The sequence below is a fragment of the Brevibacillus sp. FW306-2-1A-C05A genome (genome assembly GCF_058781555.1).
In genome coordinates this window covers 1-25,745 of the sequence record NZ_JBYSWV010000040.1, presented here as the reverse complement: position 1 = coordinate 25,745, position 25,745 = coordinate 1, and the positions used below count along the sequence as shown (strand labels likewise).

At 53.5% G+C, this 25,745-nt stretch carries 20 protein-coding genes, 2 pseudogenes and 1 riboswitch; of the genes and pseudogenes, 18 read left to right on the top strand and 4 right to left on the bottom strand.

The window, feature by feature from the left end:
* Positions 1–139 precede the first annotated feature (139 nt).
* The 10 genes and pseudogenes from AC3WJN_RS19935 (at position 140) to AC3WJN_RS19890 (ending at position 9,368) form a co-directional block, all read left to right on the top strand.
* Complete coding sequence (locus AC3WJN_RS19935) at positions 140–694, top strand: MarR family winged helix-turn-helix transcriptional regulator (RefSeq protein ID WP_005829646.1); 555 nt, start codon at positions 140–142, stop codon at positions 692–694.
* 155 nt (positions 695–849) lie between these two features.
* A complete protein-coding gene (locus AC3WJN_RS19930; protein WP_007778735.1) occupies positions 850–1,953 on the top strand; it encodes an MFS transporter in 1,104 nt (367 codons plus the stop codon).
* 195 nt (positions 1,954–2,148) lie between these two features.
* On the top strand, positions 2,149–2,568 hold the full coding sequence (locus tag AC3WJN_RS19925; protein ID WP_007778737.1) for a VOC family protein: 420 nt from the start codon (positions 2,149–2,151) through the stop codon (positions 2,566–2,568).
* A gap of 165 nt (positions 2,569–2,733) precedes the next feature.
* Positions 2,734–3,504, top strand: a complete 771-nt coding sequence (locus tag AC3WJN_RS19920) for an alpha/beta hydrolase (RefSeq protein ID WP_007778740.1) — start codon at positions 2,734–2,736, stop codon at positions 3,502–3,504.
* Positions 3,505–3,514: 10 nt separating this feature from the next.
* A pseudogene (locus AC3WJN_RS19915) lies at positions 3,515–3,676 on the top strand (alpha-isopropylmalate synthase regulatory domain-containing protein); the annotation flags it as partial.
* 254 nt (positions 3,677–3,930) lie between these two features.
* A pseudogene (locus AC3WJN_RS19910) lies at positions 3,931–4,230 on the top strand (MerR family transcriptional regulator); the annotation flags it as partial.
* A 243-nt stretch (positions 4,231–4,473) separates the two neighbouring features.
* On the top strand, positions 4,474–6,354 hold the full coding sequence (gene htpG, locus AC3WJN_RS19905; RefSeq protein WP_005829638.1) for a molecular chaperone HtpG: 1,881 nt from the start codon (positions 4,474–4,476) through the stop codon (positions 6,352–6,354).
* 282 nt (positions 6,355–6,636) lie between these two features.
* On the top strand, positions 6,637–7,239 hold the full coding sequence (locus tag AC3WJN_RS19900) for an MSMEG_1061 family FMN-dependent PPOX-type flavoprotein (protein WP_005829636.1): 603 nt from the start codon (positions 6,637–6,639) through the stop codon (positions 7,237–7,239).
* Between the two features lie 505 nt (positions 7,240–7,744).
* Positions 7,745–8,944 carry a WG repeat-containing protein gene (locus AC3WJN_RS19895; RefSeq protein ID WP_005829634.1) on the top strand — a complete coding sequence of 400 codons (1,200 nt, stop codon included), beginning with the start codon at positions 7,745–7,747 and terminating at the stop codon, positions 8,942–8,944.
* Between the two features lie 55 nt (positions 8,945–8,999).
* Entirely contained in the window at positions 9,000–9,368 is a 369-nt protein-coding gene (locus AC3WJN_RS19890) for a MerR family transcriptional regulator (RefSeq protein WP_007778752.1), read from the top strand.
* Between the two features lie 18 nt (positions 9,369–9,386).
* Here the strand turns inward: AC3WJN_RS19890 and AC3WJN_RS19885 are convergent, their stop codons facing one another.
* From AC3WJN_RS19885 to AC3WJN_RS19875, 3 genes are all read right to left on the bottom strand, one after another.
* Positions 9,387–10,217: a putative bifunctional diguanylate cyclase/phosphodiesterase gene (locus tag AC3WJN_RS19885; protein WP_007778755.1), complete on the bottom strand. Its 831-nt coding sequence runs from the start codon at positions 10,215–10,217 to the stop codon at positions 9,387–9,389.
* 134 nt (positions 10,218–10,351) lie between these two features.
* Positions 10,352–11,071 (bottom strand): response regulator transcription factor, encoded by a 720-nt coding sequence (locus AC3WJN_RS19880; protein WP_005829628.1) that lies wholly within the window; start codon positions 11,069–11,071, stop codon positions 10,352–10,354.
* Between the two features lie 146 nt (positions 11,072–11,217).
* The gene (locus tag AC3WJN_RS19875; protein ID WP_007778760.1) at positions 11,218–14,160 is read right to left on the bottom strand and encodes a response regulator; all 2,943 of its coding nucleotides are present in this window, start codon (positions 14,158–14,160) and stop codon (positions 11,218–11,220) included.
* 105 nt (positions 14,161–14,265) lie between these two features.
* On the opposite strand from AC3WJN_RS19875, the gene AC3WJN_RS19870 reads away from it, so the two are divergent.
* Positions 14,266–14,592, top strand: coding sequence for a hypothetical protein (locus tag AC3WJN_RS19870; RefSeq protein ID WP_005829624.1), 327 nt, complete (start codon positions 14,266–14,268; stop codon positions 14,590–14,592).
* A gap of 55 nt (positions 14,593–14,647) precedes the next feature.
* Positions 14,648–16,249, top strand: coding sequence for a sigma-54 interaction domain-containing protein (locus AC3WJN_RS19865; RefSeq protein ID WP_005829622.1), 1,602 nt, complete (start codon positions 14,648–14,650; stop codon positions 16,247–16,249).
* A 95-nt stretch (positions 16,250–16,344) separates the two neighbouring features.
* Here the strand turns inward: AC3WJN_RS19865 and AC3WJN_RS19860 are convergent, their stop codons facing one another.
* Positions 16,345–17,715 carry an amino acid permease gene (locus AC3WJN_RS19860; protein ID WP_005829620.1) on the bottom strand — a complete coding sequence of 457 codons (1,371 nt, stop codon included), beginning with the start codon at positions 17,713–17,715 and terminating at the stop codon, positions 16,345–16,347.
* Between the two features lie 307 nt (positions 17,716–18,022).
* Positions 18,023–18,123, bottom strand: a riboswitch (glycine riboswitch).
* Positions 18,124–18,581: 458 nt separating this feature from the next.
* Between AC3WJN_RS19860 and AC3WJN_RS19855 the strand changes: the two genes are divergently transcribed.
* The 6 genes from AC3WJN_RS19855 to AC3WJN_RS19830 all read left to right on the top strand — a co-directional run bounded on the left by AC3WJN_RS19855 (position 18,582) and on the right by AC3WJN_RS19830 (position 25,485).
* On the top strand, positions 18,582–19,727 hold the full coding sequence (locus tag AC3WJN_RS19855; RefSeq protein WP_005829618.1) for an iron-containing alcohol dehydrogenase: 1,146 nt from the start codon (positions 18,582–18,584) through the stop codon (positions 19,725–19,727).
* Positions 19,728–19,741: 14 nt separating this feature from the next.
* Complete coding sequence (locus AC3WJN_RS19850; protein ID WP_007778771.1) at positions 19,742–21,124, top strand: hypothetical protein; 1,383 nt, start codon at positions 19,742–19,744, stop codon at positions 21,122–21,124.
* The gene (locus AC3WJN_RS19845) at positions 21,121–22,560 is read left to right on the top strand and encodes an NAD-dependent succinate-semialdehyde dehydrogenase (RefSeq protein WP_005829614.1); all 1,440 of its coding nucleotides are present in this window, start codon (positions 21,121–21,123) and stop codon (positions 22,558–22,560) included. Before AC3WJN_RS19850 ends, AC3WJN_RS19845 begins: the two co-directional genes overlap by 4 nt.
* 361 nt (positions 22,561–22,921) lie before the next feature.
* The gene (locus AC3WJN_RS19840; protein ID WP_005829612.1) at positions 22,922–23,665 is read left to right on the top strand and encodes a metal ABC transporter ATP-binding protein; all 744 of its coding nucleotides are present in this window, start codon (positions 22,922–22,924) and stop codon (positions 23,663–23,665) included.
* Positions 23,665–24,525, top strand: a complete 861-nt coding sequence (locus AC3WJN_RS19835) for a metal ABC transporter permease (protein ID WP_005829610.1) — start codon at positions 23,665–23,667, stop codon at positions 24,523–24,525. The genes AC3WJN_RS19840 and AC3WJN_RS19835 overlap by 1 nt, the downstream gene beginning before the upstream one ends.
* Positions 24,526–24,537: 12 nt before the next feature.
* Entirely contained in the window at positions 24,538–25,485 is a 948-nt protein-coding gene (locus tag AC3WJN_RS19830; RefSeq protein ID WP_005829608.1) for a metal ABC transporter substrate-binding protein, read from the top strand.
* The last annotated feature ends 260 nt before the right edge of the window (positions 25,486–25,745 follow it).

Genomic DNA, 25,745 nt, shown 5'->3' with positions numbered 1-25,745 from the left:
TAGGCGTTATAATTCCGAGTGTCAACAAGGGAATTAAACGCTAGGAAAAATTGACGCACAAGCCACTTGCGCAAAACGGAGAAATCCCATATAGTGAGCATATTGTTAGATAATCTAATTTGTTTTGTTGAGGTGCCTGATGCGCAAAAAAAATCAGCAAGATCACACGCCGGATCACTCATTGCCAAAGCTGGGCGTAAAGCCGTATGCCGATTTGCTGGCGAAGACGGCTGCCAGCGAAACCAACCAGCATACTGCGTACATGGGGCTGTTGATGCTGTGGCTGTCCGACCACGTACTGGATGTCATGGACCAGGAGCTGGCTCCGTACGACATTACAGAGAGCAAGCTTGATCTGCTGCTTTTGCTCACGCTGCACGACGGAAAAGAACTGATTACCCCGTCTGCGATTGCGGAACGATTGGGGATTCGGCGGGCTTCAGCGACGGCGCTGCTCGATTGGCTCGAAAAAAGAAACTGGATCGTCCGCGAGCAAAACTCCGCAGATCGTCGGCGGGTGCATGTGAAAATTACGGCAGAAGGGCGCGCGCTCGTAGAAAAAGTGTTGCCTGCCTATTGGTCAGTTTGCTCCTCGCTGTTCCATGAGCTGGAGCCGGAGGAACTGCATGTGTTGGAAAACGTGCTGGTCAAGCTGAACCGGACGATGGAGAACAGGCTGGGAGTGGGGAGGTAAATTTTTTTCGACAAATAATTAGATTATCTAACTACATCTCTTTCCGTAGGTTCATCCTGGATGGAAATTCGTTCCGCTAGCCATCTGGGTTGAAAAAATCTCTCCATGATTCACGCTTGACGAAAACAATAATCAAAAAGAGGTGGCATTTGCTCATGAAAACCGAATTGATCCACCAAAAAAGCTACGCGCTCATGACCAGCCTGTATGTCACGATTCCCCTCTTGCCTCTGTTTGCGGAAAACTACGGAGTGTCCCTGGCGGAAGCGGCGGCGACAGGAAGTGTGTTTTCGCTCGGCTTTGCGCTGGGCTGCCTGGTGTACGGGGCGCTGTCAGACAAATACGGGCGAAAACAGGTGATTTTGAGCGGGCTATTTGTGTTGATTGTGCTTTCCTTCCTGCTGGGCACAGTGGACAGCTTTGGCTGGCTGATCGTGCTGCGAGGCTTGCAGGGAGCGGCGGCCGCCAGTTTTTCCCTGGTCGCGCTGGCTTACGCCGTCGAAATGTTTCCGCTCGAAAAACGAGTGACTGCCATTGGCTTCATCAGTACCGGATTTCTCGTGGCCGGGATTGTCGGGCAGGTGGTTGGCGGCTGGCTCAGCCAACTGTACGACTGGCGATTTTTGTTTAACGTACTGGCTGTCGCATACGTCATCACGTTTTTGTTGATTTGGTTGTTCCTGCCAAAAGGCGAGCGCCTGTATCCGGACGCCAGCGTCTGGGAACCGTTCCGGCAGATCAGGCACGTTTTTCGGGCCAAAAACTTGCTGCTCGGCTACGTGATTGCCTTTGTGCTGTTGCTGTCTTTTGTGAGCATGTACACGGTTCTCGGCGCATACTTGAGCGGGCCAGCCTATGGTCTTGATGCGCAACAAATTGTGTGGGTCCGTGCGGCAAGCATTGGCGGGATGGTTTTGTCGCCGCTCGCCGGGCACCTGTCCAAACGCTTTGGCGTCCGCGGCGTTCTGCGCTTCTCCTTGCTGCTCGCCGTTGCCGGGCTTGCGCTGCTGGGCGTGGGCGCCTCCTTGCCGGTGCTCATCGGGATGACGCTTGTGTACGTCAGCGGTATCGCTCTCGCCGTTCCTTCTCTCATCTTGCTGATCGGTCAGTTGGCCGGGAAGCTGCGCGGGCTTGCGGTATCCGTCTATACGTTTATCCTGTTTGCCGGAACGAGCGTCGGGCCGATCCTCTCCATTCACTGGATGAAAACGGCCAGCTACGCCGTGACGTTTTGCCTGCTGGCGCTGGTGCTTGGCTAAGGACTGTTGGCAGCGTGCTTGATTCGCGACGAGGCTTCTGAGAACAAGCGCGCAGAAAGGCAAGCGGGGTAAAAGCAAGCCGCCGCTTCTTTTTTACGAAAACAGCAAGCGAGAAGAAGCCCGCACGCCTGTTTTTGGTATCCTGATAAAAAGCAGCTTGTTTCCCCCGAAAAAACGAGCAAAGGAGAAACGACTATGACGAGAGAGCTTTGGATCAATTTGCCTGTGAAGGACGTGAAAAAGTCGAAGGCGTTTTTCGCCGCCATCGGCTTTTCGTTCCACCCGCGCCATGAGCACAGCGACGATATGGCAGGTCTTGTAATCGGCGAGCAGAAAACGCTGGTGCTGCTTTTCCCGGAGGCGACCTTCCAGACGTTTGCGCAAAATGAACTGGCAGACACGAGGCGCGGCACAGAAGTGTTGTTTTCCGTCGAGGCGGCCAGCCGCGAAGAAGTGGATGATCTGGTGAAAAAGGTCAGGGAGGCAGGCGGGACGGTGTTTGCCGAGCCGCAGGAGCAGGGCGGCTGGATGTACGGGGCCGGATTTGCCGATCTGGACGGACACCGCTGGAATGTGCTGTACATGGACATGGCGAAGGCGCCGCAAGGTTTTTGACCAAAAAGCAACTTCAGGCGGGCTGGTCAGGCAGGCAGGGCTGTCGGCTTTGCCGCACAGGAAAAGCTTCATCGGCGAATCTGGATTTTGTGCATGGCTACTTGCGCGGACTGTCCTTATAATTTTGGGGAGACTCCATCAAAACCGAGGAAAAGAGGTCCGAGCATGCGGAAGCGATTCATTACGGAGAAAGTGGCGGGCTTTGAACTGTCCATCCATTTGCCGAGCAGCTATACAGAAGAAAACAAACGCTATCCTGTCGTCTACTTGCAGGACGCAGGCAAAGTCGCGATGGATGGGTACAATTACCTCGATCATTTGTTTAACAGCAAGCAGCTTCCGGAGCTGATTCTCGTCGGCATCAAGCCGCACGACCGGAATCACGACTACACGCCGTGGCCAGAAGGGGCGCTTGTGGCGGACAGGCCGTCGTTTGGCGGCGGAGCGAGCCGCTACGTGCAAGCGGTCGCAGACGAGATCAAGCCGCACATCGACGCGAATTATTTGACCATGCCGGAACCGGAGCACACCGCGATTGCAGGCTGCTCGCTCGGCGGACTGGTCAGTGCGTACGCGTACTTCAATCGCCCGGAGACGTTTGGCAAAAGCGCCTGGATATCCGCTTCGTTCTGGTACGAAGGCTTCATCTCGTACATGCAGGAGAGGGCTTTGCCTGCTGAGAAGCATCGCGTCTATATGTACGTCGGCGAGCTGGAAGGCGTCTACAAAAAGACGATCCAGTCGGGAATGGTCGCGCAGACCAAAGCGGCGCACCGTCTCCTGCTCGAAAAAGGCTTTCCGCCGGAACATCTGAAGTTCGAGACGGACCCGCTCGGGACGCACGATTCTTTTTTCTTCGCGTTTCGCTTCATGAATGCGTTGAAATGGCTGTTTGGCGACGGCACGGACGCGTTCCCGCGTGAACGCGCAAACTGAATGGGACGAAACCCGCGGCAAGGACGCTGTCGGCCGCGTCAATATCCGCATCGAGTACATGGGAAAAACGTACTCGGGCCGCGCCATGGATACGGACATTATCAAAGCGAGTGCACTTGCTTTTTTGAACGGGATCAACGCAGCGGTGCTCGATCTGGTCGCGGTCGGGTAAAAAGGCTGCCATGGAGCGGTGCGGAAGCGACTCGAACAGCATAGCATGCAGACGCTGCCCGCGCCGCCTGCCCCTTTGGCTTCGCCGGGAAAACGGACGGATATAATGGCAAAATCGGGACACACTGAGTCCTATACACTGTTAACCACCTTTTTCAACCCTCGCCCTAGCCAGCGAGGGATTTTTTTTGGCAAAAACGCTGGACTCTCCGCTTGGGGGAGTCTTTACACTAAAGGGGAAAGGAGGGCGGACACGTGCTGTACACGGTCAAGGAAGTATCGGAGCTTTCCGGGGTGACGATCAAAACGTTGCACCATTACCACAAGATCGGCTTGCTCGTGCCGAGCGAGATCAGCGAAGCGGGCTATCGGCTGTACGGCACAAAAGAGCTGGAGCGCCTGCAGCAAATTTTGTTTTATCGCGAGCTGGATTTTCCGCTGCAAAAAATTCGCGAGTTGCTCGACGGCGAGCCGGAGCGGGAACTTCTTTTGCAAGAGCAGGAACAGCTTTTGCTGGCCCGGCAAAAACGACTGGAAAAAATCATGGGCACGCTTTTGGCGATCGCCGCAGAAGCGTATGCGGCCAGTGAAAAAGGAGCATAGCGACGAGGAAGAGGACCATTTTCGCATGGTCCTTTTTTATGGAAAAAAAGCTTCCAACAGTCGGCAGAATTTGGAAAAAACAAGGCCGATATATTGACAGAAAAATCTAGGACTGCTATAAAAAATAGTGGATAGCACTCACCATGCTAGAGTGCTAACAAGTGTGTCGTGCAAAAGAAGAAGGGAGAATGTCCGATGGAAAAGAAGCAGTTTCAGGCAGAATCGACGCGACTGTTGGAAATGATGATCCATTCCATTTACACGCAAAAAGAGATTTTTCTGCGTGAGCTGATTTCCAATGCGAGCGATGCGATTGATAAAATTTATTACAAATCGCTGACCGATCCTCAGCTAGTTTTTGATAAAGACAATTACTTCATTAAAATCACCATCGACAAAGACGCCCGCGAGCTGACGATTACCGATACGGGGATCGGCATGACCGCTGAAGAGCTGGAAACCAACCTGGGCGTGATCGCGAAAAGCGGCTCGCTCGCCTTCAAAAAAGAAATCGAAGCGAAGGATGGCTACAACATTATCGGGCAATTCGGGGTGGGCTTCTACTCCGCTTTCATGGTCGCCGATGTCGTGACCGTTATCAGCAAGGCGCTCGGGGCAGAGACAGGCTACAAATGGCAATCCAGCGGCGCAGATGGCTATACGATCGAGCCGTATGAAAAAGAGACGGTCGGTACCACGATCATCCTCAAAATCAAGGAGAACACCGAAGAAGAGCGCTACGACGAGTTTCTGGAAGAGTATCGCTTAAGAGCGATCATCAAAAAATACTCCGACTTCATCCGCTACCCGATCAAAATGGACGTCACTACCCACAAGCCAAAAGAGGGCAGCGACAACGAGTTTGAGGAAGCGCGCGAAGAACAGGTCATCAACAGCATGGTGCCGATCTGGCGCAAAAACAAAAGCGAGCTGAAGGATGAAGATTACGAGCAGTTTTACGCAAGCAAGCACTACGGCTTTGACAAGCCGCTGGCGCACATCCACGTCAGCGCGGACGGAGCCGTCGTCTATCAGGCGATTTTGTACATCCCGGAAAGCATTCCGTTCGACTATTACTCCAAAGAGTACGAAAAAGGTCTGGAGCTGTATGCCAATGGCGTACTCATCATGAACAAGTGCGCAGACCTGCTGCCAGACTACTTCAGCTTCGTCAAAGGGATGGTTGATTCGGAAAGCCTGTCCCTCAACATTTCCCGCGAGATGCTGCAGCACGATCGCCAGTTGAAGCTGATCGCGAAAAACATCGCCAGCAAAATCAAGGGCCAACTGCAAAGCATGCAAAAAAACGAGCGGGAGAAGTACGAGAAGTTTTATCAGGCGTTTGGCCGCCAGCTCAAATACGGCGTGTACAGCGACTTCGGCACGCATAAGGACACGCTGCAAGACCTCCTGATGTTCTACTCCTCGAAGGAGAAAAAGCTGGTGACGCTCGCCGAGTACGTGGAGAGAATGCCGGAAGACCAAAAATACATTTACTACGCAACCGGAGAATCCAACGAGCGCATCGAAAAGCTGCCGCAGACCGAGCTGGTTGCCGACAAAGGCTATGAAATCTTGTACTTCACGGAAGACATCGACGAGTTTGCGATCAAAATGATGCGCACCTACAAGGAGAAAGAGTTCCGCTCCGTATCCAGCGCAGATTTGGGCATCGAAGCGGACGACCAGGACAAGGCGGCAGACGCAGAAAACGCAGACAACCAGGAGCTGTTCTCGTACATGAAGAGCCTGCTCGAAGGAAAAGTCACCAGCGTAAAAGCGTCCAAGCGGCTGAAATCCCATCCGGTTTGCCTGTCCACCGAGGGCGATGTCACCATTGAGATGGAAAAAGTGTTGAACGCTATGCCGAACAGCCAGGGCGTCAAAGCGCAAAAGGTGCTGGAAATCAACGTCAACCACAACGTGTTCCAGTCGCTCAAGACAGCTTTTGCCGAGGACAAGGAAAAGGTGAACTTGTACACCGCCCTGCTCTACAATCAGGCATTGCTGATCGAAGGATTGCCGATCGAAGACCCGGTCGAGTTTACGAACGACATTTGCAAAATTATGGTGTAACCGCGCAAAGGCAACGGACAAAGAGCGGGAAACACGCACGAAGAGGGATGCACAGGCGGCATCCCTTTTGGCGTGCGACGGGCAGTCGCATCTTTGCGCGATAGCGCGTGAGCTATCCTCTATTGTGCGCGGGGAAAAAAGGCGAGCAGACGGTACGTCGTTCGCTCAGCAGTCTTGCAATCCGCCTGCGCAGCCGATAAGATGGGAAAAATGGATGAGAACCGTTCCCGATCGCTCTTGGCGTTTGTCATCCAAAATACAGGGCCTGGAGGAGAGACAAAGATGTGGGAAGAAAAGTGGCAAAAGGACCGTGTTGCCAGCGCGGATGAACTGAGAAGTCTGGTAGGGGTTCCGCACGAGACGGTTGCGAACAAAAGCATTGCGCAGGTAGAGTCGCATGTCATTCATTACTTGTCCATGTCGCCGCTGTTTTTCCTGGCGACAGCAGATGCCGATGGACGCTGCGATGTTTCTCCGCGCGGCGATGAGCCGGGCTTTGTCAAAGTGCTGGACGAGCGGCACGTTATTTTTCCGGAAAGAATGGGAAACCGGCGGGTCGATTCTTTGCTGAACATTTTGGCGAATCCGCAGGTCGGCATGATTTTTCTCATTCCCGGGCTGGAAGAAGTGCTGCGCATCAACGGAAAAGCGACGATTACGAAAAACGCCGAGCTGCTCGCCGCGCAGAACTGGAAGGGCAAAACACTCGGGCTCGGTGTCGTCGTCGAGGTGGAAGAGTGTTTCATTCACTGCCCGCGCGCATTCAAGCAGGCTGGCGTGTGGAATACGGACTCGTGGGCGGACAAAGCGGACATGCCGTCGATCATGGAAATGTTCCGCGCCCATTTGCGAATCAACGGGGTTGCGTTGAAGGAAAACGGTTAGTGGCTCGCGGCGAAAAAAACCTTGAAGAAAGCTTCAAGGTTTTTTTCAACAGATAGGAATTTATAAGTTTTGGGATAGTCGAAAGGCTGTCCTGTTTTCTTTCTTTAGGGTAGGATTAGAATATGGATACGAACATACTTAGACGGATCTTTTTTGATGATAATAAGAATGGGGATGTTTTTGTAAAGAAGCATGGATGTCTAGTAGATTGAAATCAAATCGATATGGAACGGAGAGAATGTCATTCATTAACAAACGGCTGTCAGAGATTGCATGAATGGATACACCTCCATTAAATCGTTATCGTTAATAAAGATTCCGAATAAATGTTTAGAATCTATTGATATCAGTATTTACTGAGATGGTAAATTTTTCGAAATACCGACACGCACGCAAAAGAACAGTTCCTTGTCCCCGTGTAGCCAAAACCCCTTATTGGTTTTAATTCCAAATTACCCTATAATTAGGGCAACTAACTCATTAGACTCTCGGAGGATGTACTACTATGCAGAAATTTTTGGTAACGATCCTAGCTATGATTCTGGCGTGTCTCAGCCTTGCTGGTGTATCCGCACAAGGTGCAGGCGAACCAAACCAGCAACTGTACCCACTAAGAAAACCTACCGGGAATCAATGGGCTTTGAGTGATCGTAATGGCAAGATTCATGCGAGATTTACTTTGCCCAAATACGGTACGATACAGGAATTCAAAGATGGCCTCGGCCTTGTACGAAACACGAGCATAGAAAAGTGGGGAGTGATAGATCATACTGGCAAGCTCATTGTTCCCTATAAATACAACTATATTTCCAGTTTCTCCGAAGGGCTTGCAAGCTTTCAGATAGGGGAAAGAAGCGGGGTGATCGACCGTACAGGAAAGGAAGTCATCCCTCCAAAGTATGAGCGAATAGTAGGTTTCCGTTTTGGACGATCAGCTGCTTCTGTGAATAAAAAATGGGGACTCATCGACACGAAGGGGAATTGGATCGTGCAGCCTACCTTTGATTACGTAGGCTACATTCCCGAACGGCAGCAGTATTCCAATGATCCGATCCTCATTAAGCAAGGTCCTTACTACGGATATATGGATGCGAAAGGAACCGTTTTGGTCCCCCCTAAGTACGTCTTGGCAAAAGAATTTTCTGACGGATTAGCCGCTGTCCAAGAAAAGGATAAGCAGATTGGGTTTATTAACAGCAAAGGCGAGTACATCATCGCACCGATCTATTATTTTACCGTTCCCTTCCGGAACGGAATAGCCTATGCTTCGAGCTGGAAAGCGGACGGAAAATCGCTTGGAGGAGGATTGATCAATAAAAAAGGCGAATGGATCATCCCGCCAGGCGAATTTACTCCTTTTGCAGGATCATCGGATGTAGAGGAAGGCATTTACAGGTACTACACTAACAAAGAAGACGGTCAATCTTACGCGGGTGCTGTTACCCTGACAGGAGAGGTCATTCTCGAACCCAAATACTCAGCTATAGGCAGATTTTATAACGGTATAGCCATGGTTCGCCTGCACGACGGCAGGGAGGGCTTTATCAATCGCAAAGGAGAGTATCTTGTAAGTCCACGTTATTTTGGTACCTATCAAAGTCCATATGGCTCTCTTATGGATCGTAACGGTCTGTACGCCATCAATTGGGGTCTCGATGGCTATTTAGATTATACCGGGAAGTTGGTCATCCCGCCCTATCGATAAAATTTGGAGGCAGCAGCCTCACAGCGGAAGGTTATCAGGCAACGCCAATCGGAGGGTGTGGCAATCGCGAATCAAGCAAGCCGCCAGCGAGACAGGACTTCCCAGCTCTACGATTCGCCACTGGGAAAAAACCGGGCTGATTACGACCGCGCGCGATCCGAAAAACGGCTATCAGTTGTTCAACCGTTCGCACATTCACAAAATCATGCTGTTGCGAGCGTTGCGTGCGCAGGTGTACTCGCCCTCCGTCGTAGAGCTGAAAAACGCCGTCGCCGAGATGAAGGAAGAAGATGTGCAGGAGGCGCGAAAAATCGCCGTGGACACCTTGCGTTATTTGCATCAGGTCAATGGCTGGCAAATGCGCGGCGTCCACGCTCTGTACGACCTGTGCCGTGTGCTGAAGCTGGTCGGGCAAGGGGGATGATTCCAGGACACCTGGATGCTAGAATTTGTTTTCCTGCTTCCATTCCACCTTGCGAAAAAACAGCGGCAGCTCCTGTTCATGCAGCGGCTTGCTCAGCAAATAGCCTTGCACAAAATCGCACTTCCACTTTTGCAAGGTATGAAGCTGCTCGTATGTTTCGATGCCTTCCGCGACGACGGTGAATCCCAGCTTTCGCGCCAGCGAGATGATCCATTCGACGAGAACGGTCCCTTCGTAATGATTGTTGATATGTGTGACAAACGAGCGGTCGATTTTGATCGTAGAAAGGGGGAGAGTCGTGATGTATTCAAGCGAGGAGTATTCCGTCCCGAAATCGTCCAATACGATTTTGATACCGTGATGGGCAAATCTTTTCAGTGAGTCGATCCGTCTGTCTTTGAGCGAGATGCGGTCCCGTTCGGTCAGTTCCAGCTCCAGCGATTGCGGGGAGAGAGCGGTTTGCTGCAAAATGCCGCACACCCGGTCAAAGAATAAGGAATCTTGCAATTGCAAGCCCGACAAATTGACGGACATGACGGAGTTGGGCATGTATTTTTCCTGAATTTGCTTGTTCTTTTGACAAGCGGTCTGGATCACCCAGTCTCCGATGGAATAAATCAGTCCTGTCTCCTCGGCGAGCGGGATAAATTCTGTGGGGGAGATCGGTCCAAAGTGCGGATGATTCCATCTGAGCAAAGCCTCAAAGCCGCGCACATTGCCAGATCCGGTCTCGAATTGGGGTTGGTAGTGCAAGGATAGTTGTTGAAGAGGCAATGCCTCTTGCAGATCATTGGCCAATCTCAGCTTGTGCTCCAGGTCCTCGCATGTCGCATGCGGTGTAAACTCCATTTTTTACCCTCCATATGCAGTCCAAGTCTTCTGGGATTGATTATGCACCTGATGTATTAGATAAGTTTCTGTCTATGTATTAGGAGAGTGTGAAATAATCTCAAAAAAAGAGCACCATCCCATGCGTTTGTCTGCTAGTTCCTAGAGACGAATTTATACCCCACACCCCAGACGGTTCGAATGTATTTCGGTTCTTTCGGATTGTCTTCGATTTTTTTGCGCAAGTTGGCGATGTGGACGTCAATCGCCCGGTCTGTGACAAAAGAATCAAAACCGCGAAGCTCGTAGAGCAGCTCCTCTCGGCTGAACACCTTGCCTTCGTTTGTAATGAACAGGCGCATGATTTCAAATTCGGAAAAAGTCGTCTCGACGTGGAACTGGTTGACGTAGATCGCCCTGCGCTCCAGGTCGAGCAGAAACGTATTTTCCGGGCAAGCGATCGTCGTATCCGCCTGCTCGGCGTTCTCCACGGAGGCGGCCTGCTGTTGGTATTGGTGAGTTCGTCTGATTATGGCTCCGATTTTTGCTGAAATCTCTCGCAGTGAAAACGGCTTGCAAATGTAATCGTCCGCTCCTGCTTGCAAGGCTTCTACCCGATCGGATACGTCTGTCTTCATCGAGACGACGAGAATGGGAGCGAGCGAAAAGCTGCGCAGCTCGCCGCACAACCGGGTACCGCTCATATCCGGCAGAATCATGTCGAGAAGGATGACATCCGGTGCAAACGATCGGGCCAGCTCCAGACCTTTTTGTCCATGATCTGCTATTTTCACAGAATAACCTTCCTCGGTTAAATACATGGCCAGCATTTCACCCATAATCTGATCGTCTTCGATAATCAATAGTTTGTACATCAGATTCCTCACTCTTTCTGGGAGAAAGTTATTCATAAAGATGGGAAAGAGCTAGCAATGGTTCATGATTTCCTAATACTTTTCTCATATTTTAGCAAAAAAATGAGGAGAATGGACCTAATTTCACGAAAAATGCTAAAAATTTGTTAGGAGTTCGCCAGAGTTTCCAGCCACTCGGTTGCGAGAGCTAATACTTCGTCCAGTTGCCACGCAAACTCGCTCATACATTCTTCATAATCGCTCCGGTTTGCCGATGGGGAGAGCAGACTCTCAACCTTTCTTGCTACGAGCAGCAATCGCTGGGCAGAGAGATTCCCGGCTACGCCGCTCAGCGTGTGCACCATGCGTCGGGCTTCCTCGGTATCGCCTGCGCGAAGCGTCTTTTGCAGCCGCTCGGCAAAATTCGCGTACTCGCGGGTGAACGTCCGGAGAATTTGCGTGTAGATCGGGAGTTTTCCATCCAGCCGCTCCAGCGCGAGCGACACATCCAGACAAGGCACAGGAATGGCCCGCTTCAACGTTTCTTTCATCTCTCCCAGATGAATCGGCTTCGTGATGACGCCATTCATGCCTGAGCGGTAGCAGTTGTCGTGCTCGGCTTTGATGACGCTCGCCGTCATCGCGATGATCGGCAGGCTCGCGTACTGCTTGTGCTGGCGAATGCGCAGCGTCGCTTCGCAGCCGTCCATTTCCGGCATGTGGACGTCCATCAGGATCAGATCCCATTTTTTCGTGTCCAAAAGCTCCAGCACTTCCAGGCCGTTTTTGGCAATCGTGACGGCATAGCCTTCCCGGCGCAAAAATTCGACAGCCACGAGCTGGTTGATCTCGTTGTCTTCCGCCAGCATGATGGTGCCGCGATGTCCGGGAAACATGACGTTTTCGAAAGAAGCGCTCTGCGCGGGAGCCGCGACGTGGGCGGTGTGCAGTTCTTTATGCTCCTGCGCTCCCAGCAGGGCGCGCGTCACGTCCATGCGATTAATCGGCTTGATGAGAACGGCGTCAGGCTGGACAGCTTCCTCCAGCGAGGCCAGCTCGTCGCGTCCGTACTCGGTCGTCATGGCGATGGTCGCCGCATCGCATGCTTCGGCGAGCGTGTGCAGGCGCCAGAGCGACTCGACGCCGTACATGTCTTCCGCCTCCATGTCGACGAAGACAAAGCAAAACGGGTTGGATTCGTCCGCCTCTTCCAGCAGCGCAAACGCCTCTCGCCACGAGGCGGCGCAGGTCGGAGCAAAGCGCAGGCTCACCAGCATGTCCGCCAGGCTGCTCCGCATTTTGTCATGGTCCTCCACGACCAGGACGCGCTGGTTGGCGTAGCCGGGAGGAAGCAGCGAGCCGGGGCTTTCGTTCTCTTGCCAGGGCGCGTGCTCGAACGCGAGGGTAAAGGAGAAGCAGCTTCCTTTGCCAATCGTGCTCGTGACTTCGAGAGTGGCGCCCATCATTTCCACGAGGCTGCGCGAAATGACGAGGCCCAGTCCGGTGCCGCCGTATTTTCTGCTCGTCGTGCCGTCCGCCTGGGTGAACGGCTCGAACAGCTTGTCCATCTGCTCCGCAGACATGCCGATGCCCGTATCCTCCACGGCAAAGTGCAAAAGCAGGCTCTTTTCGTCTTCCTGCACCAGCGTGACGCGCATGGCGACGTAGCCCTGCTCGGTAAATTTGATCGCGTTGTGGCACAGGTTGAGCAAAACCTGCTCCAGCCGATGCTGGTCCCCGATCAGCTTGGGCAGCATTTTCGGCGGCAGCTCGACGATGATCTCGATTTGCTTCGTCCCAAGGTAAATACTCAGCATGTGCGAGAGCCGGCGGACAAAGTCGTCGAGGTCAAAGCTGGCTTTTTCCAGCTCCAGCTTTCCGGCTTCGATCTTGGAAAAGTCGAGAATCTCGTTGATGAGCCGCAGCAACACCTGCGAGGAAGAGAGAATTTTGTCCAGGTAATCTTTTTGCACCAGCGTCATGACCGTTTTTTGCATCAGTTGCGACAGTCCGATGATCCCGTTTAGCGGAGTGCGGATTTCGTGGCTCATTCGCGCCAGAAAATCGGTTTTGGCTTTGCTCGCTTCTTCCGCCTCTTCCTTCGCGGCCAACAGCTCCGCCTGGATGCGCCGCTGCTCCCGAAGCATAATGTGCAGCAAAAGCGAAAGCATGCCGACCAGAATAAAAGTCGACAGCCCGGTAATCAGGCTGGACAGCTCCTGTACGGAGTTCAACTGGCCGAGAGCTTCGCTCGAAGGCAAAACCGCTGCGACGGACCAGCCTGTAGAAGCGACGGGCGCATAGCCGATGTAGTAGCTGTTGTTGTCGATGGTGATGCGTTGCAGCCCTTTTTGGCCCGCGATCATGCTGTGGGCGATTTTTCCCATGTCCCCGGGCTGCTCTGTCAGCTTTTGCCGACTGACAAGCGCGGGGTTCGGGTGATACATGATCGTCCCGTCCCTGGAGAGCAGGATGGCATAGCCGGATTCGCCGATGGGATAGCTGCCGAGCATTTCCGGAATGTCGTCGAGCAAAATATCAATGGCGACGAAGCCCAAGAGCTTCCCGTCCTCTTTCAGCTTCATGGTGCCGCTGGTGACCATTTTTTTGGTCAAGTAATCTTCGTACGGCTCAGAAAAAACGACTTCGTCTGTGCGAACGGCGTCCTGGTACCACGGGCGTTGCTGGAGCGACCAGTCTGTCCCCGTAAGCTCGTCTGTGTTGCCGAATGTGAAGTTGCCCGCCTGGCTGGAAATCCAGACGAGTCCCAGGTTGCGGTCCAGCTTTTGGATGCCGTCCAGTGCGGCGGCCACATCCGGGTAATACGGGTTGGAAAACGCATCGTCCCGCGTTTTGACGGTTTGCAAGTAGCGAACGATCGACTGGTTGGTGCTCATCTGCTTGATGAGAAAGCTTTTCTGGGCGAAAAATGCGTTCATTCGCTCCGCCAGCGCCTGGCTTTGCAGAGTCAGTTTGCTCTCGATCTCGACTTTCATGATCCGATTGGTCTGGGAGCGCATGATGTAGCCGGACAGAGAGAAGGCGACGACGATGATTAACAGGATGAGGATGGTCAGTTTTCGGGCATGGCTGACGTGAAAAGTTTTCATGAGCGACCTCGCTATTTGTATGTAATTGCAAAAACTTTCGAGAAAAGACAGGACTCCATTCAGGTTGACGTGTAAAATATTGGATGAAGGCAAAGGAGGGCTTGCATGTACACGTCGTTGACTGTGAAATATTTGAAAATTTCTTCTTATCTCAAGCTGTGTGTAGGGGCCGGCTTTTCTCTCGGCCTGCTGGTCGGGCTTTTCCAACTGGTTGTCCTGCTTTTGATGCGCGCGGTGGACCACACGAGCACTGCGGCCGCGACGAGTATCCCGGACAGTCTGCTCGCGCTGGCAGGCACGATCTTGGCGTACACGTTTGGGGCGTTGAATTTCAGCCTTATTTCTTATTTTCCTTTTATGTTTCTGCTCAAACGTAAAAATGGAATCGCGATCGAAGGGATATTTGATTCGAGGGCGGAGCGTGTAAAATGATAGAGAAAGCTTTTCGTTCATTTATCAGGTCATGACATCCAGGAGAGAGTAGCCCATGTATTCATTGCGTCCTACGATGACGGTTGAGGAAGCAGTCGCGCATTTTTCGCCAGATCAAAATGAAGTGCAGGAAGTGTACAGCGAAGAGGGTGAGTTTCTCGGCTATTTGACGGTGGAAGCGATCGCCCACGCCATTCATCGCGGGGAACTGACGCGCCCGATTGTCGAGTACGTCGTGCCCGAGGTGAACCTGCCGGACCGCCAGAGGCAGGCCAGCTCGCAGGCGCAGCTTCGCGCTTTTTTTGAAAGCCCGGTCTGCCAAATTGTTTTCAATGCGCTGTACGACGGCGTCTATATTACGGACGGGGCAGGCGTCACGCTGTTTGTCAACCAGGCGTACCAGCGCATTACGGGCATTCGCGAGGAAGAGGTCATCGGCCAGCACATGGGCTATCTCATCAAGCAAGGCATGATTTCGGTGTCCGCTTCGCTGGAAACGATTCGCACGCGAAGGCCGGTGACGCTGATCCAGACGATCCGCAACAGCCGCAAGATCATCGTCTCTGCCACCCCTGTGCTGTCTCCCGCAGGCGAAATTTTGTACGTCATCAGCAGCGTCCGGGACATTACCGAGCTGATTCGCCTCAAGCACGAGCTGGACAGCCAGAAGCTTTTGCACAGCGATTTGCCGCACCCGGACCAGACGGGGCTGGAGGACGTCGTGCTCGGACCTGCGACGCGCTCGCTGTTCCGGCTGGCCGACAAGGTCGCCAAGACAGATGCGAAAATTTTGCTGCAAGGCGAGACGGGTGTGGGGAAGAGCATGATCGCCAAATACATCCATGCCCGCAGCAGCCGCGCGAACGAAATTTTCATGGAGCTGAACTGCGCGGCGATCCCGGGCCATCTGGTCGAGGCCGAGTTGTTCGGCTACGAGCCGGGGGCGTTTACAGGCGCGCTCAAGCAGGGGAAAATCGGCATTTTGGAGAGCGCCCATCGCGGCACGCTGTTTTTGGACGAGATCGGCGACTTGCCGCTGGAGCTGCAAGTGAAGCTGTTGAAAGTAGTGGAGGAAAGCAAATTCATGCGCGTCGGCTCCACCGAAGTCCGCCATGTGGACGTGCGGATCATTACGGCTACCCACCGCGACCTGGCTACACTCGTGCGCGAGGGGCTGTTTCGCGAGGATTTGTACTATCGGCTGAACATCGTCACCTTCGAGGTGCCGCCGCTGCGCGAACGCCGGGAAGAGATTGTCCCGCTCTTGGTGTCGTATCTGGAAAAATTCAATGAGAAATACAAGGAAGAAAAGACGATGACACTGGAATGCTACGAGTGGCTCACGAACTATAGCTGGCCGGGAAATATCAGGGAGCTGGCGAATCTGGTCGAGCGGCTGGTGGTCACGACGTTTCACGACACGATTGACGTCGGCGATTTGCCGAACTTTCTCCAGCAAGTGTTCCCGCAGGCAGAACCGACGTCTTTGCGCGAAGCGGTCGCCCGTCTGGAGCGGAGCATGATCGGCAAGGCGATCCAGACGCACAAGACGACCCGGTTGGCGGCAGAAGCGCTCGGCATCAGCCAGAGCGCACTCGTCCAAAAGATGAAAAAGCTGCAACTGCGCGTAGAGAACGAGCCGGAAGCGAGCAAATAAAAAGCATCCTGCGAATGCCTGGTGCAGTCGCAGGATGCTTGTCCTTGCCATGCAAACACATCGGAAGCCGGATGTGTTTTTTGTTTGGCTGGCGATCAGTTTTCCAATACTTTCACCTGATCGACTTTAGCCTTGCGCAGCTTGTAAATCACGACGAGCATGATGAACCAGACCGGAGTGATGAACAAGGCCACGCGCGTATCCTCGGCAAGCGCGAGCACGACGAGAATGAACGCGAGGAAAGCGAGAATCAGGTAGTTGGCAAACGGAAAGAGCGGCATTTTGAACTTGTTTGTTTTTGCCAGATCCGGTCTTGTCTTGCGGTACTTCAGGTGGCAGATCACGGTAATGCCCCAGATGAACAGGAAGCAGACCGTCGAAACGCTCGTAATCAGAGTGAAGACGCCTTCTGGCATGATGTAGTTCAACACAACCGCAATGAGAACGACGACAGTCGAGAAGAACAAGGCATTGGCAGGCACCTGGCGCGTTGTCAGCTTGGTCATGGACGCAGGCGCATTATTTTCCTTGCCGAGCGAGTAGAGCATACGGCTTGTACTGAAGATGGCGCTGTTGCATGCCGAAGCGGCGGAGGTCAGCACGACGAAGTTGACGATACCTGCGGCAGCCGCGATACCGATAGCCGCAAACACTTGAACGAACGGGCTTTCGGTCGGGATGATGGCGTTCCATGGATAGATGCTCATGATGACGATCAGAGCGCCGACGTAAAAGAGCAGCACGCGAATCGGGATGTTGTTGATCGCTTTTGGAATCACGCGCTCGGGATCTTCTGTCTCCCCGGCAGTCAGCCCGACAAGCTCAATGCCGACAAAGGCGAACACGACCATCTGGAAGGAGAGTAAAAAGCCGTTGATGCCGTTCGGGAACATGCCGCCGTGGCTCCACAGGTTGCTGAAGCTGGACGCGCCGGAGTTTGTCGAGAAGCCTTTGACAATCATGAAGATTCCGACGGCGATCAAAGCGAGAATCGCGATGACTTTGATGAGCGCGAACCAGAACTCCATTTCGCCGAAAAGCTTGACCGTTGCCAGGTTCATGATGAGCAGGATGACGAGCGCAATCAATCCCGGCATCCATTGCGGAACCTCAGGGAACCAGTATTGCGTGTACATTCCGACAGCCGTCAAGTCGGCCATGGCAATCGAAATCCAACAAAACCAGTACGTCCAGCCTGTGACGAACGCGGCCATGTTGCCGAGGTAGTCTTTTACGAAGTCAACGAAGGAATGATAGTTCAGGTTGCTAAGGAGAAGTTCACCGAGCGAGCGCATAATCAGAAAGCAAATAATCCCAGTAATCAAGTAAGCAAACAGGATGGATGGGCCGGCCAGGTGAATGGATTTGCCCGCACCGAGGAACAATCCCGTTCCGATGGCCCCGCCGATCGCGATGAGTTGAACGTGCCTGTTTTTCAGGCCCCTCGCCAAATTTTGCTGTTGCATGTGATCCCCCTCATTTCTCATGCGTTTGATTCGTTTGCGGCTGTTGGTAAAAAACCAACCGCCGACCTTTCAAAAAGTTTATGAAACTTTATAATTCATATCTTAACATAGCGACCCAGCATAAATACATCATTAAGTTACTTCCATCGAAAAAAACGCTTACATTTTTGAGCGAGGCAGAAAATTTGCGGTTTTGTCGGCAGTTTTCCCTCCTTTTTCGAGGCAAATGGAACGGCTGTTTCATGGTGAACGCACAACACTCCTATTTTCTGCAACAAAAAAAGGAACGGGAAAAATAGACCGGTTCCTACTTTTCTCTGTCCTTTTACCTGAGAGATTTGTCCTGAGCGGTCAGGATTTGCTCCTTCGGTGCTAAACGGCGAGTTTAGTCTCTCCCGCAATATTCATCCGCGTCAGATATTCGCGTGCGTTCTTATGATAGTAAAATATTCCAAAAAGGTTGTCAAATGAAAATTCCTAATTAACAGATTATTTTAAACATAAAACATTTTTGATTGACGGAAGGCCAGATGACAAGCAGGAAACGACAATCATTCGTCGTTTTTTCCGCTAGCCAGGTGAGCGGATGTGTCGAAAGGGGAAGGGTATGGATTTTGATTTGATAATGAATCAAATGCGCAAGTTTGATTTGAATTATAATCAAACAGCGAATGTAAACGGTTGCTTTTGGCCGAAACAAACTGTGCTGCGGAAAATGTGACAAAAAAGTGAGAAAAGGCTTGCCGCTGTTGGGGGGAAGGTCGTTTTTCCCGCAGGTGGCGGAGCGAAATTGGCACCCGCTTTTTTCCGCTTGGCACGGGAGTTGCTTTTCACGTAGCGGCATACAGAAAGGAGAGAGTGACATCATGAACATTTCTACTTTTGCCGCTGCAAACAAACTGGTCACAGGGCGGGATTCGCTGGCGCTGCTGCCCGAGGAGGTTGCCCGTCTGAAAGTGGCGCGTCCAATGATTGTGACGGACAAAATTCTCATTCAGGCCGGGGTAGTCGCGCAGGTGGAAGCGCTTTTGCCGATGGAGGCGGGCGTCTTCTCGGACGTGAACCCCGAGCCGGAAATCGAGATCGTCGACTTGTGTGTGCAGATGATCCGCGAAGGGGGCTACGACGGCCTGATCGCAGTCGGCGGCGGCAGCGCAATCGACATCGCCAAGGCAGCTTCCGTCATGGCGACGAACGAGGGCAGCATCGAGCAATATTTTGGCACGAATCTGGTGAAAAAGCCGGGCTTGCCGCTGATCGCGATTCCGACTACGGCGGGGACAGGCTCAGAGGTGACGAACATCTCGATTTTGTCGGATACGAAAGAGCAAGTGAAAAAAGGAATTGTAAGCCCTTACCTGCTGCCGGACGTCGCCATCGTCTCGCCGGTGATGACGCTTACGTGCCCGCCGAGCGTGACCGCTGCGAGCGGCGTGGACGCGTTGGTGCATGCGGTGGAAGCCTACATTTCCAAGTTCGCCTCCCCGGTGACGGACGCGCTGGCGATTGGCGCGATGAAACTGATTGCCGTTCACTTGCCGAAAGCGTACGCGTGCCCGGATAACATCGAGTCGCGCGAAGCGATGATTACCGCGTCGCTGATGGCCGGACTTGCTTTCGGCAACGCGGGCGTAGGCGCTGTCCATGCGCTGGCCTACCCGCTCGGCGGACGATTCCACATGGCGCACGGCGTGAGCAATTCGCTCTTGCTGCCTTACGTCATGCGGGCGAACAAGATCGCCTGCCTGGAAAAGCTCGGGGAGATCGCGCAGGCGCTCGGGGAAAACGTCGCCGGACTGAACCTGGACGAAGCGGCGGAAAAAGCGATTGAAGCGATGACGCGCCTGTGCCGTTACGTGGAAATTCCGCAGTCGCTGCGCGAGTTCAACATTCCGGAATCCGCGATCGCCGAGATGGCCGAAGAGGCGATGAAGCAAACCCGCCTTTTGAAAAACAATCCCCGCGCTTTGCGGAAAAAAGATATCGAAGACATCTATCGAGCAGCTTACTAAAAGGGGGACATCGTATGAAGTGGAAACAACGCAGAGCGGGTGAAGAAACCCCGTACATTCCGGCCGGACCGTTCAAGATCCGGCTGCCGTTTGTACACTATCGCTTTGAATGGCCCGATTATTTGCAAGGACTGTTGATGTGCGCCGTCGACCTCGGCGCGATCACGCTGCTCGCCGACCATCTGGGCATGCCGTTTGAGGTAGGACTGGCCGTTGTCATTTTGAATGGCTTTTTGTATTTGCTGCACCACCTCTTGGGCGATCCGGTCATTCCCGGCTGGATTACGCCGGCGATTCCGCTGATTGTGCTGTTTGTCGAGCAGTTTCCGGAAGGGCAGGAGCGGGTGTACGCGCTGATCGCCTTTCAGTTGACGCTTGGGCTGTTATCCATTTTGCTCGGGGTCACCGGACTAGCGAAGCGGGTAGTCAACTTCGTGCCGAATGCGATCAAGTCGGGGATTATTCTCGGCGCGGGGATTGGCGCGATTACCTCGATTTTTGAAAAGGGCGGGAAGTTCGACCTGTTCCCGTACACGATTGCCATTTGTATCGGCTTTTGCTTTTATCTCGTTTTTTCCAAACATTTTGAAGGGTTGAAACAAAAAGGGAAAGGGTGGGCATTGCTCGGCAACCTCGGGATTTTGCCTGCGATCTTGCTCGCGGTGTTCGTCGCCCCGTTGTTCGGGGAAGCGAAGTGGCCGGACATTCAATGGGGCTTCAGCCAGCCGGACTTCGCCACGCTCTGGTCGCAGTACACCGTCTTCGGGCTGGGCTTGCCGTCGCTCTCCTTTTTCATTACAGCGATTCCGGCTGTGTTCGCAACGTATCTCGTCGTCTTTGGCGACGTGTTGAAGACGAAAGCGCTTTTGTCCGAGTCCGACCAAGTGCGGCTCGATGAAAAAGTCGACTACAACCCGGACCGGGCGCACATGATTTTTGGCGGACGCAACATGTTGATGAGCCTGATCGGGCCGGACATTACGATGTGCGGGCCGATGTGGGCCGCGATGCAGGTTGTGGTGGTGGAGCGGTTCAAAAAAGGCAAAAAAGCGATGGACTCGTTTTTCGGCGGTGCGGGATCGTTTCGCTGGGGTACGAATACAGGTTTATTGCTTTTGCCGATCGTCAGTCTGGTCCAGCCGATTCTCGGCGTCGCCGTCGCCCTGACGCTGCTCGTCCAAGGCTACGTCAGCGTGCGGATTGGCGTGATGCAGGCGCGCAGCCAGCGCGACCTGGGCATCGCGGGTGTCGTAGGGGCGATTCTCGTCATCAAAGGAGCGGCGATGGCTTTTGGCGCTGGAATTTTGCTGTGCGTCTTATTATATGGAAAAGATTGGTTGCGCGGTGAAAAAGAGAAATTGTTCACGGCAAATGAAAAGGAGGAAAAGGCAGCGTGAGACAACAAGAATGGAACAAAGGCATGTACGTGAACGGAGAGTGGGTGACGCTTGCGGCACGCGTCGCGGTGCAAAATCCCGCGACATTGGAAATCATCGGCAGCGTGCCGGACGCTTCCGCGAAAGAAGCGCGGCAGGCGGTCGACGCTGCGCAAGCCGCTTTTCCCAGTTGGTCGAAAACGACCGCCTATGAGCGCGCGGCGTTGCTGGAGCGCTGGCACCAGACGATCGCAGCCCGCCTGGACGAGATCGCGTACGTCATGACGCTGGAACAGGGCAAGCCGCTCGCAGAAGCACGAGGCGAGGTGCAGTACGCGAACAGCTACATCAAATGGTACGCCGAGGAAGCAAAGCGGATTTACGGCGAGACGATTCCTGCCTCCGCCGCCTCCAAGCGGATTCTCGTGCAGAAGCAGCCAGTCGGTGTCGTGGCGGCCGTCACGCCGTGGAATTTCCCTGCGGCGATGATTGCGCGAAAAATCGCGCCAGCGCTCGCGGCAGGCTGCACGACGGTGACGAAGCCAGCCGAACAGACGCCGTTGACCGCGCTGCTTTTGGCGGAGTGCGCCCACGAGGCGGGGATTCCGCCAGGCGTCATCAACATCGTGACGACTTCGCAGGCAGCGGAAGTCGTCGATGTCTGGATGGACGATGCGCGCGTGAAAAAACTGACGTTCACCGGGTCGACTCCGGTGGGCAAGCTGCTGATGCGCAAAGCGGCCGATACCGTGAAAAAGATTTCCCTGGAGCTTGGCGGCCTGGCGCCGTTTATCGTGGCAGAGGACGCGAATCTCGACGCGGCGGTCAAAGGGCTGGTCCAGTCCAAATTCCGCAACGCCGGGCAAACGTGCATTTGCGCAAACCGCATCTATGTGCATGAAGCTGTGAAAGAGCCGTTCCTGCAAAAGCTGACAGAGGCGGTGTCCGCGCTGCGCGTAGGCCAGGGAACAGAAGACGACGTCGAGATCGGGCCGTTGATTGACGAGCGAGCCGTACAAAAAGTCCAGCAGCAAATTGACGACGCCGTGGGCAAAGGGGCGACGCTCCACGGCAGCCCGGTTCTCGCGGGAGCCACTGGCTACTTCATGAAGCCGGTCGTGCTCTCGGATGTAACCGATGAGATGGTGTGCATGCAGGAGGAAACGTTCGGGCCGATCGCGCCTGTCAGCACGTTTTCCGACGATGAGGAAGTCATCCGGCGGGCGAATGCGACGCCGTACGGGTTGGCGGCATACGTCTTCACGCAGTCGCTGGCGCGGGCGTTCACGTTTTCGGAAAGCCTGGAATACGGTATTGTCGGGGTGAACGATGGGGCGCCATCTGTCGCGCAAGCGCCGTTTGGCGGCATGAAGGAAAGCGGGCTTGGCCGCGAAGGCAGCCACCACGGCATCGAGGAGTATTTGGAAGTGAAGTATATTTCGCTGCAACTGGTGTAACAAAAGCGGAACGAAGTGAATAAAAAGAAGCACAGCTCGATAGATGCGGGCTGTGCTTTTTCTATATTCTGGCGCGGTTCTGTGGCGGCTCTGGGCAGGAAAACGGCGGCGCGAAACCCGTTTTCCTGGGCGGAAAATGAAAATGAGGATTGACAGCAGGATAAATATCCTTTAAATTTTGCATTAGGGAAACATTTTTATACACAAGCATATTATTTTGCTAGGGTGAATATTATTGGTTAACAACCACAATTTTGTGTATAAGCATATATGAGCCAGTCATAAAGAATTGTCCAGCGGAAGCAACGGTCAACAACAACCGAGAACGTACACCAACGATTGGTTAATTGGAGGGAATCTCATGAATAGTGCGGTGTCAGTCAGAGAGCTTCACGTCTCTTACTTTGGAGTCGAGGTGGTGCGGGACGTAACCTTTGCTGTCGAGCAAGGAAGCATGGTGGGCATTATCGGGCCGAATGGCGCGGGGAAATCGACCATGATTAAGGCCATGCTCGGGTTGATCGGCAAAGACAAGGGAGACGTCCGGTTTTACGGCAAGGAAGTGAATGAGGTCCGGAAGCAGGTCGCCTACGTCCCGCAGCGGAGCCAGATCGACTGGACGTTTCCGATCACGGTGATGGATACCGTCCTCATCGGAACGTACCCGAGCGTCGGCTTGTTCAAATTTCCGAAGAAGAAGGAAAAGGCGTGGGCGATGGAATGCCTGCGAAAAGTCGGCCTGGAGGACTTCGCGAAGCGGCAGATTGGCGAGTTGTCCGGCGGGCAGCAGCAGCGCGTTTTTTTGGCTCGGGCACTGGCGCAAAAGCCGGAGTTGCTCCTTCTGGACGAGCCGTTTGTCGGGATCGACGTCGCCAGCGAGGAGACGATCATCCGGATTTTGAAGGAGTTGCAGCTTCAAGACAAAACAATCGTGGTCGTCCACCACGACTTGAGCAAGGCGAATGCTTACTTCGATCAACTGCTGCTTTTGAACAAAGAGCTTATCAAGTTCGGAACAGTCGATGAAGTCCTGAATCGAGAGGTCATGGCGAAAGCATACGCGCATCAACTTCAATTTCTCGAGAAGGTAGAGGTAACGGCGTGATGGATTTTTTACAAGCAATTGGACAGTATGAATTTTTGCAAAAAGCTTTGTTTACTTCTGTAGTAGTGGGCATCATCTGCGGCGTCATCGGCAGCTTCATTATTTTGCGCGGCATGTCGCTGATGGGGGACGCGATCTCCCACGCGGTTTTACCGGGGGTTGCTCTCTCTTATGCTTTCGGGATCAATTTTTTCCTGGGAGCAGTCGCCACTGGCGTCCTGACGGCGGTCGGAATCGGCTACGTCAGCCAGAACAGCCGGATCAAGAACGACACGGCCATCGGCATTTTGTTCACCTCGGCTTTTGCCCTGGGGATCATCATGATTACGATGCTGAAAAGCAGTACGGACCTGTACCACATCCTGTTCGGGAACGTGCTCGCCGTCCGGCCGTCCGACATGTGGGTGACCGTCGGCATCGGTCTGATCGTCATCGTGACCGTCTACGCGTTCTTCAAGGAGCTGCTGCTGACGTCGTTTGACCCGACGATTGCGGCCGCCTACGGTCTGCGCAACAATCTCATCCACTACTTGCTGATGACCTTGCTGACGATGGTGACGGTAGCGTCTCTGCAAACGGTGGGCATCGTGCTCGTAGTCGCCATGCTGATTACTCCGGCCGCTACCGCGTACTTGTTGACGGATCGCCTGTCGGTGATGATTTTCCTGGCTGCCGGCTTCGGTGTCATCTCCGCCATCGTCGGTTTGTACTTCAGCTTTACCTACAATCTGGCTTCGGGCGCGACGATTGTGATGGTGGCAACCGCGCTGTTCCTGCTAGCCTTTCTGTTCTCCCGCAAGCACGGGGTTGTCTGGAAATCAATTCGAGCCCGGCAAAAAAGAGTCGAGCTTTCAAAGTAAAGGAGAATTCGCATGAAAAAATGGAACCTGTTTCTCGTCTTTCTCATCTCAACCGTCCTGCTCGCTGCGTGCGGCGCTCCGCAAAACAACTCGGCCGAGCCCGGAAAATCCGGCGACGACAAACTGCAAGTCGTGACGACGTACTCGATTTTGTACGACATCGTGAAAAACGTAGGGGGAGATCGCGTCGAGATCCACAGCCTGGCTCCCGTCGGCTCCAACCCGCACGAATACGATCCGCTGCCAGCAGACGTGCAAAAAACAACGGATGCCGATGCCGTGTTCTACAACGGCCTGAACCTGGAAGCAGGAAACTCGTGGTTTGAAAAGCTGATGCAAACGGCAGGCAAGTCCGGCCCGGATGCACCCGTGTTCCGCCTGAGCGAAGGGGTAGCCGCCAAGCATTTGACCACCAAAGGCAAAGAAAGCGAAGAAGACCCGCACGCATGGCTGGACGTTCGCAACGGCATCAAGTACGCGGAAAACGCACGCGACGCCCTCATCAAAATCGACCCGGCGCACAAGGAAACGTACGAGAAAAACGCAACGGCGTACATCGAGAAGCTGCGCGCCCTGCATGACGAAGCCGTCAAGCAATACGGCCAAATCCCGCGCGAGCAGCGCGTCCTCGTCACGAGCGAAGGAGCGTTTAAATATTTCTGCGAGGCGTACGATTTCGACGCCGCCTACATTTGGGAAATCAACTCGGAAAACCAGGGAACGCCTGAGCAGGTCAGCCAGGTAGTCGACCTGATCCGCGAGAAAAAAATCCCGGCGCTGTTCGTCGAAACGAGCATCGACCCGCGCAGCATGGAAATGGTCTCGCGCGAAACCGGCGTGCCAATCGTCGGCAAAGTGTTCACCGACTCGCTCGGCAAGCCAGGCGAGGACGGCGATACGTACATCAAGATGATGGAGTGGAACATCAAGACGATTTACGAAGGGTTGACAAAAAAATAGACAGCAAAGCATGCACAGTTCTCCTGGTGGGGAACTGTGTTTTTGTTGGAGGAAAAAAACTGATTTCCCTATGCTAATGGAGGCTATCCTTTACCGGTACATGTATTTGTTCACGCAATACCTTTGTGGAATAGTGAATTGGTTTGGTCTAAATGCTCTCTTTACTGATAAGATTCCTATGTGTGTGAATGCTAATCAAAAAGTTGACCATTTTTGGAGCAAACGCTCATCTTCGAGTTGACCACCTACGATGCTTTTTT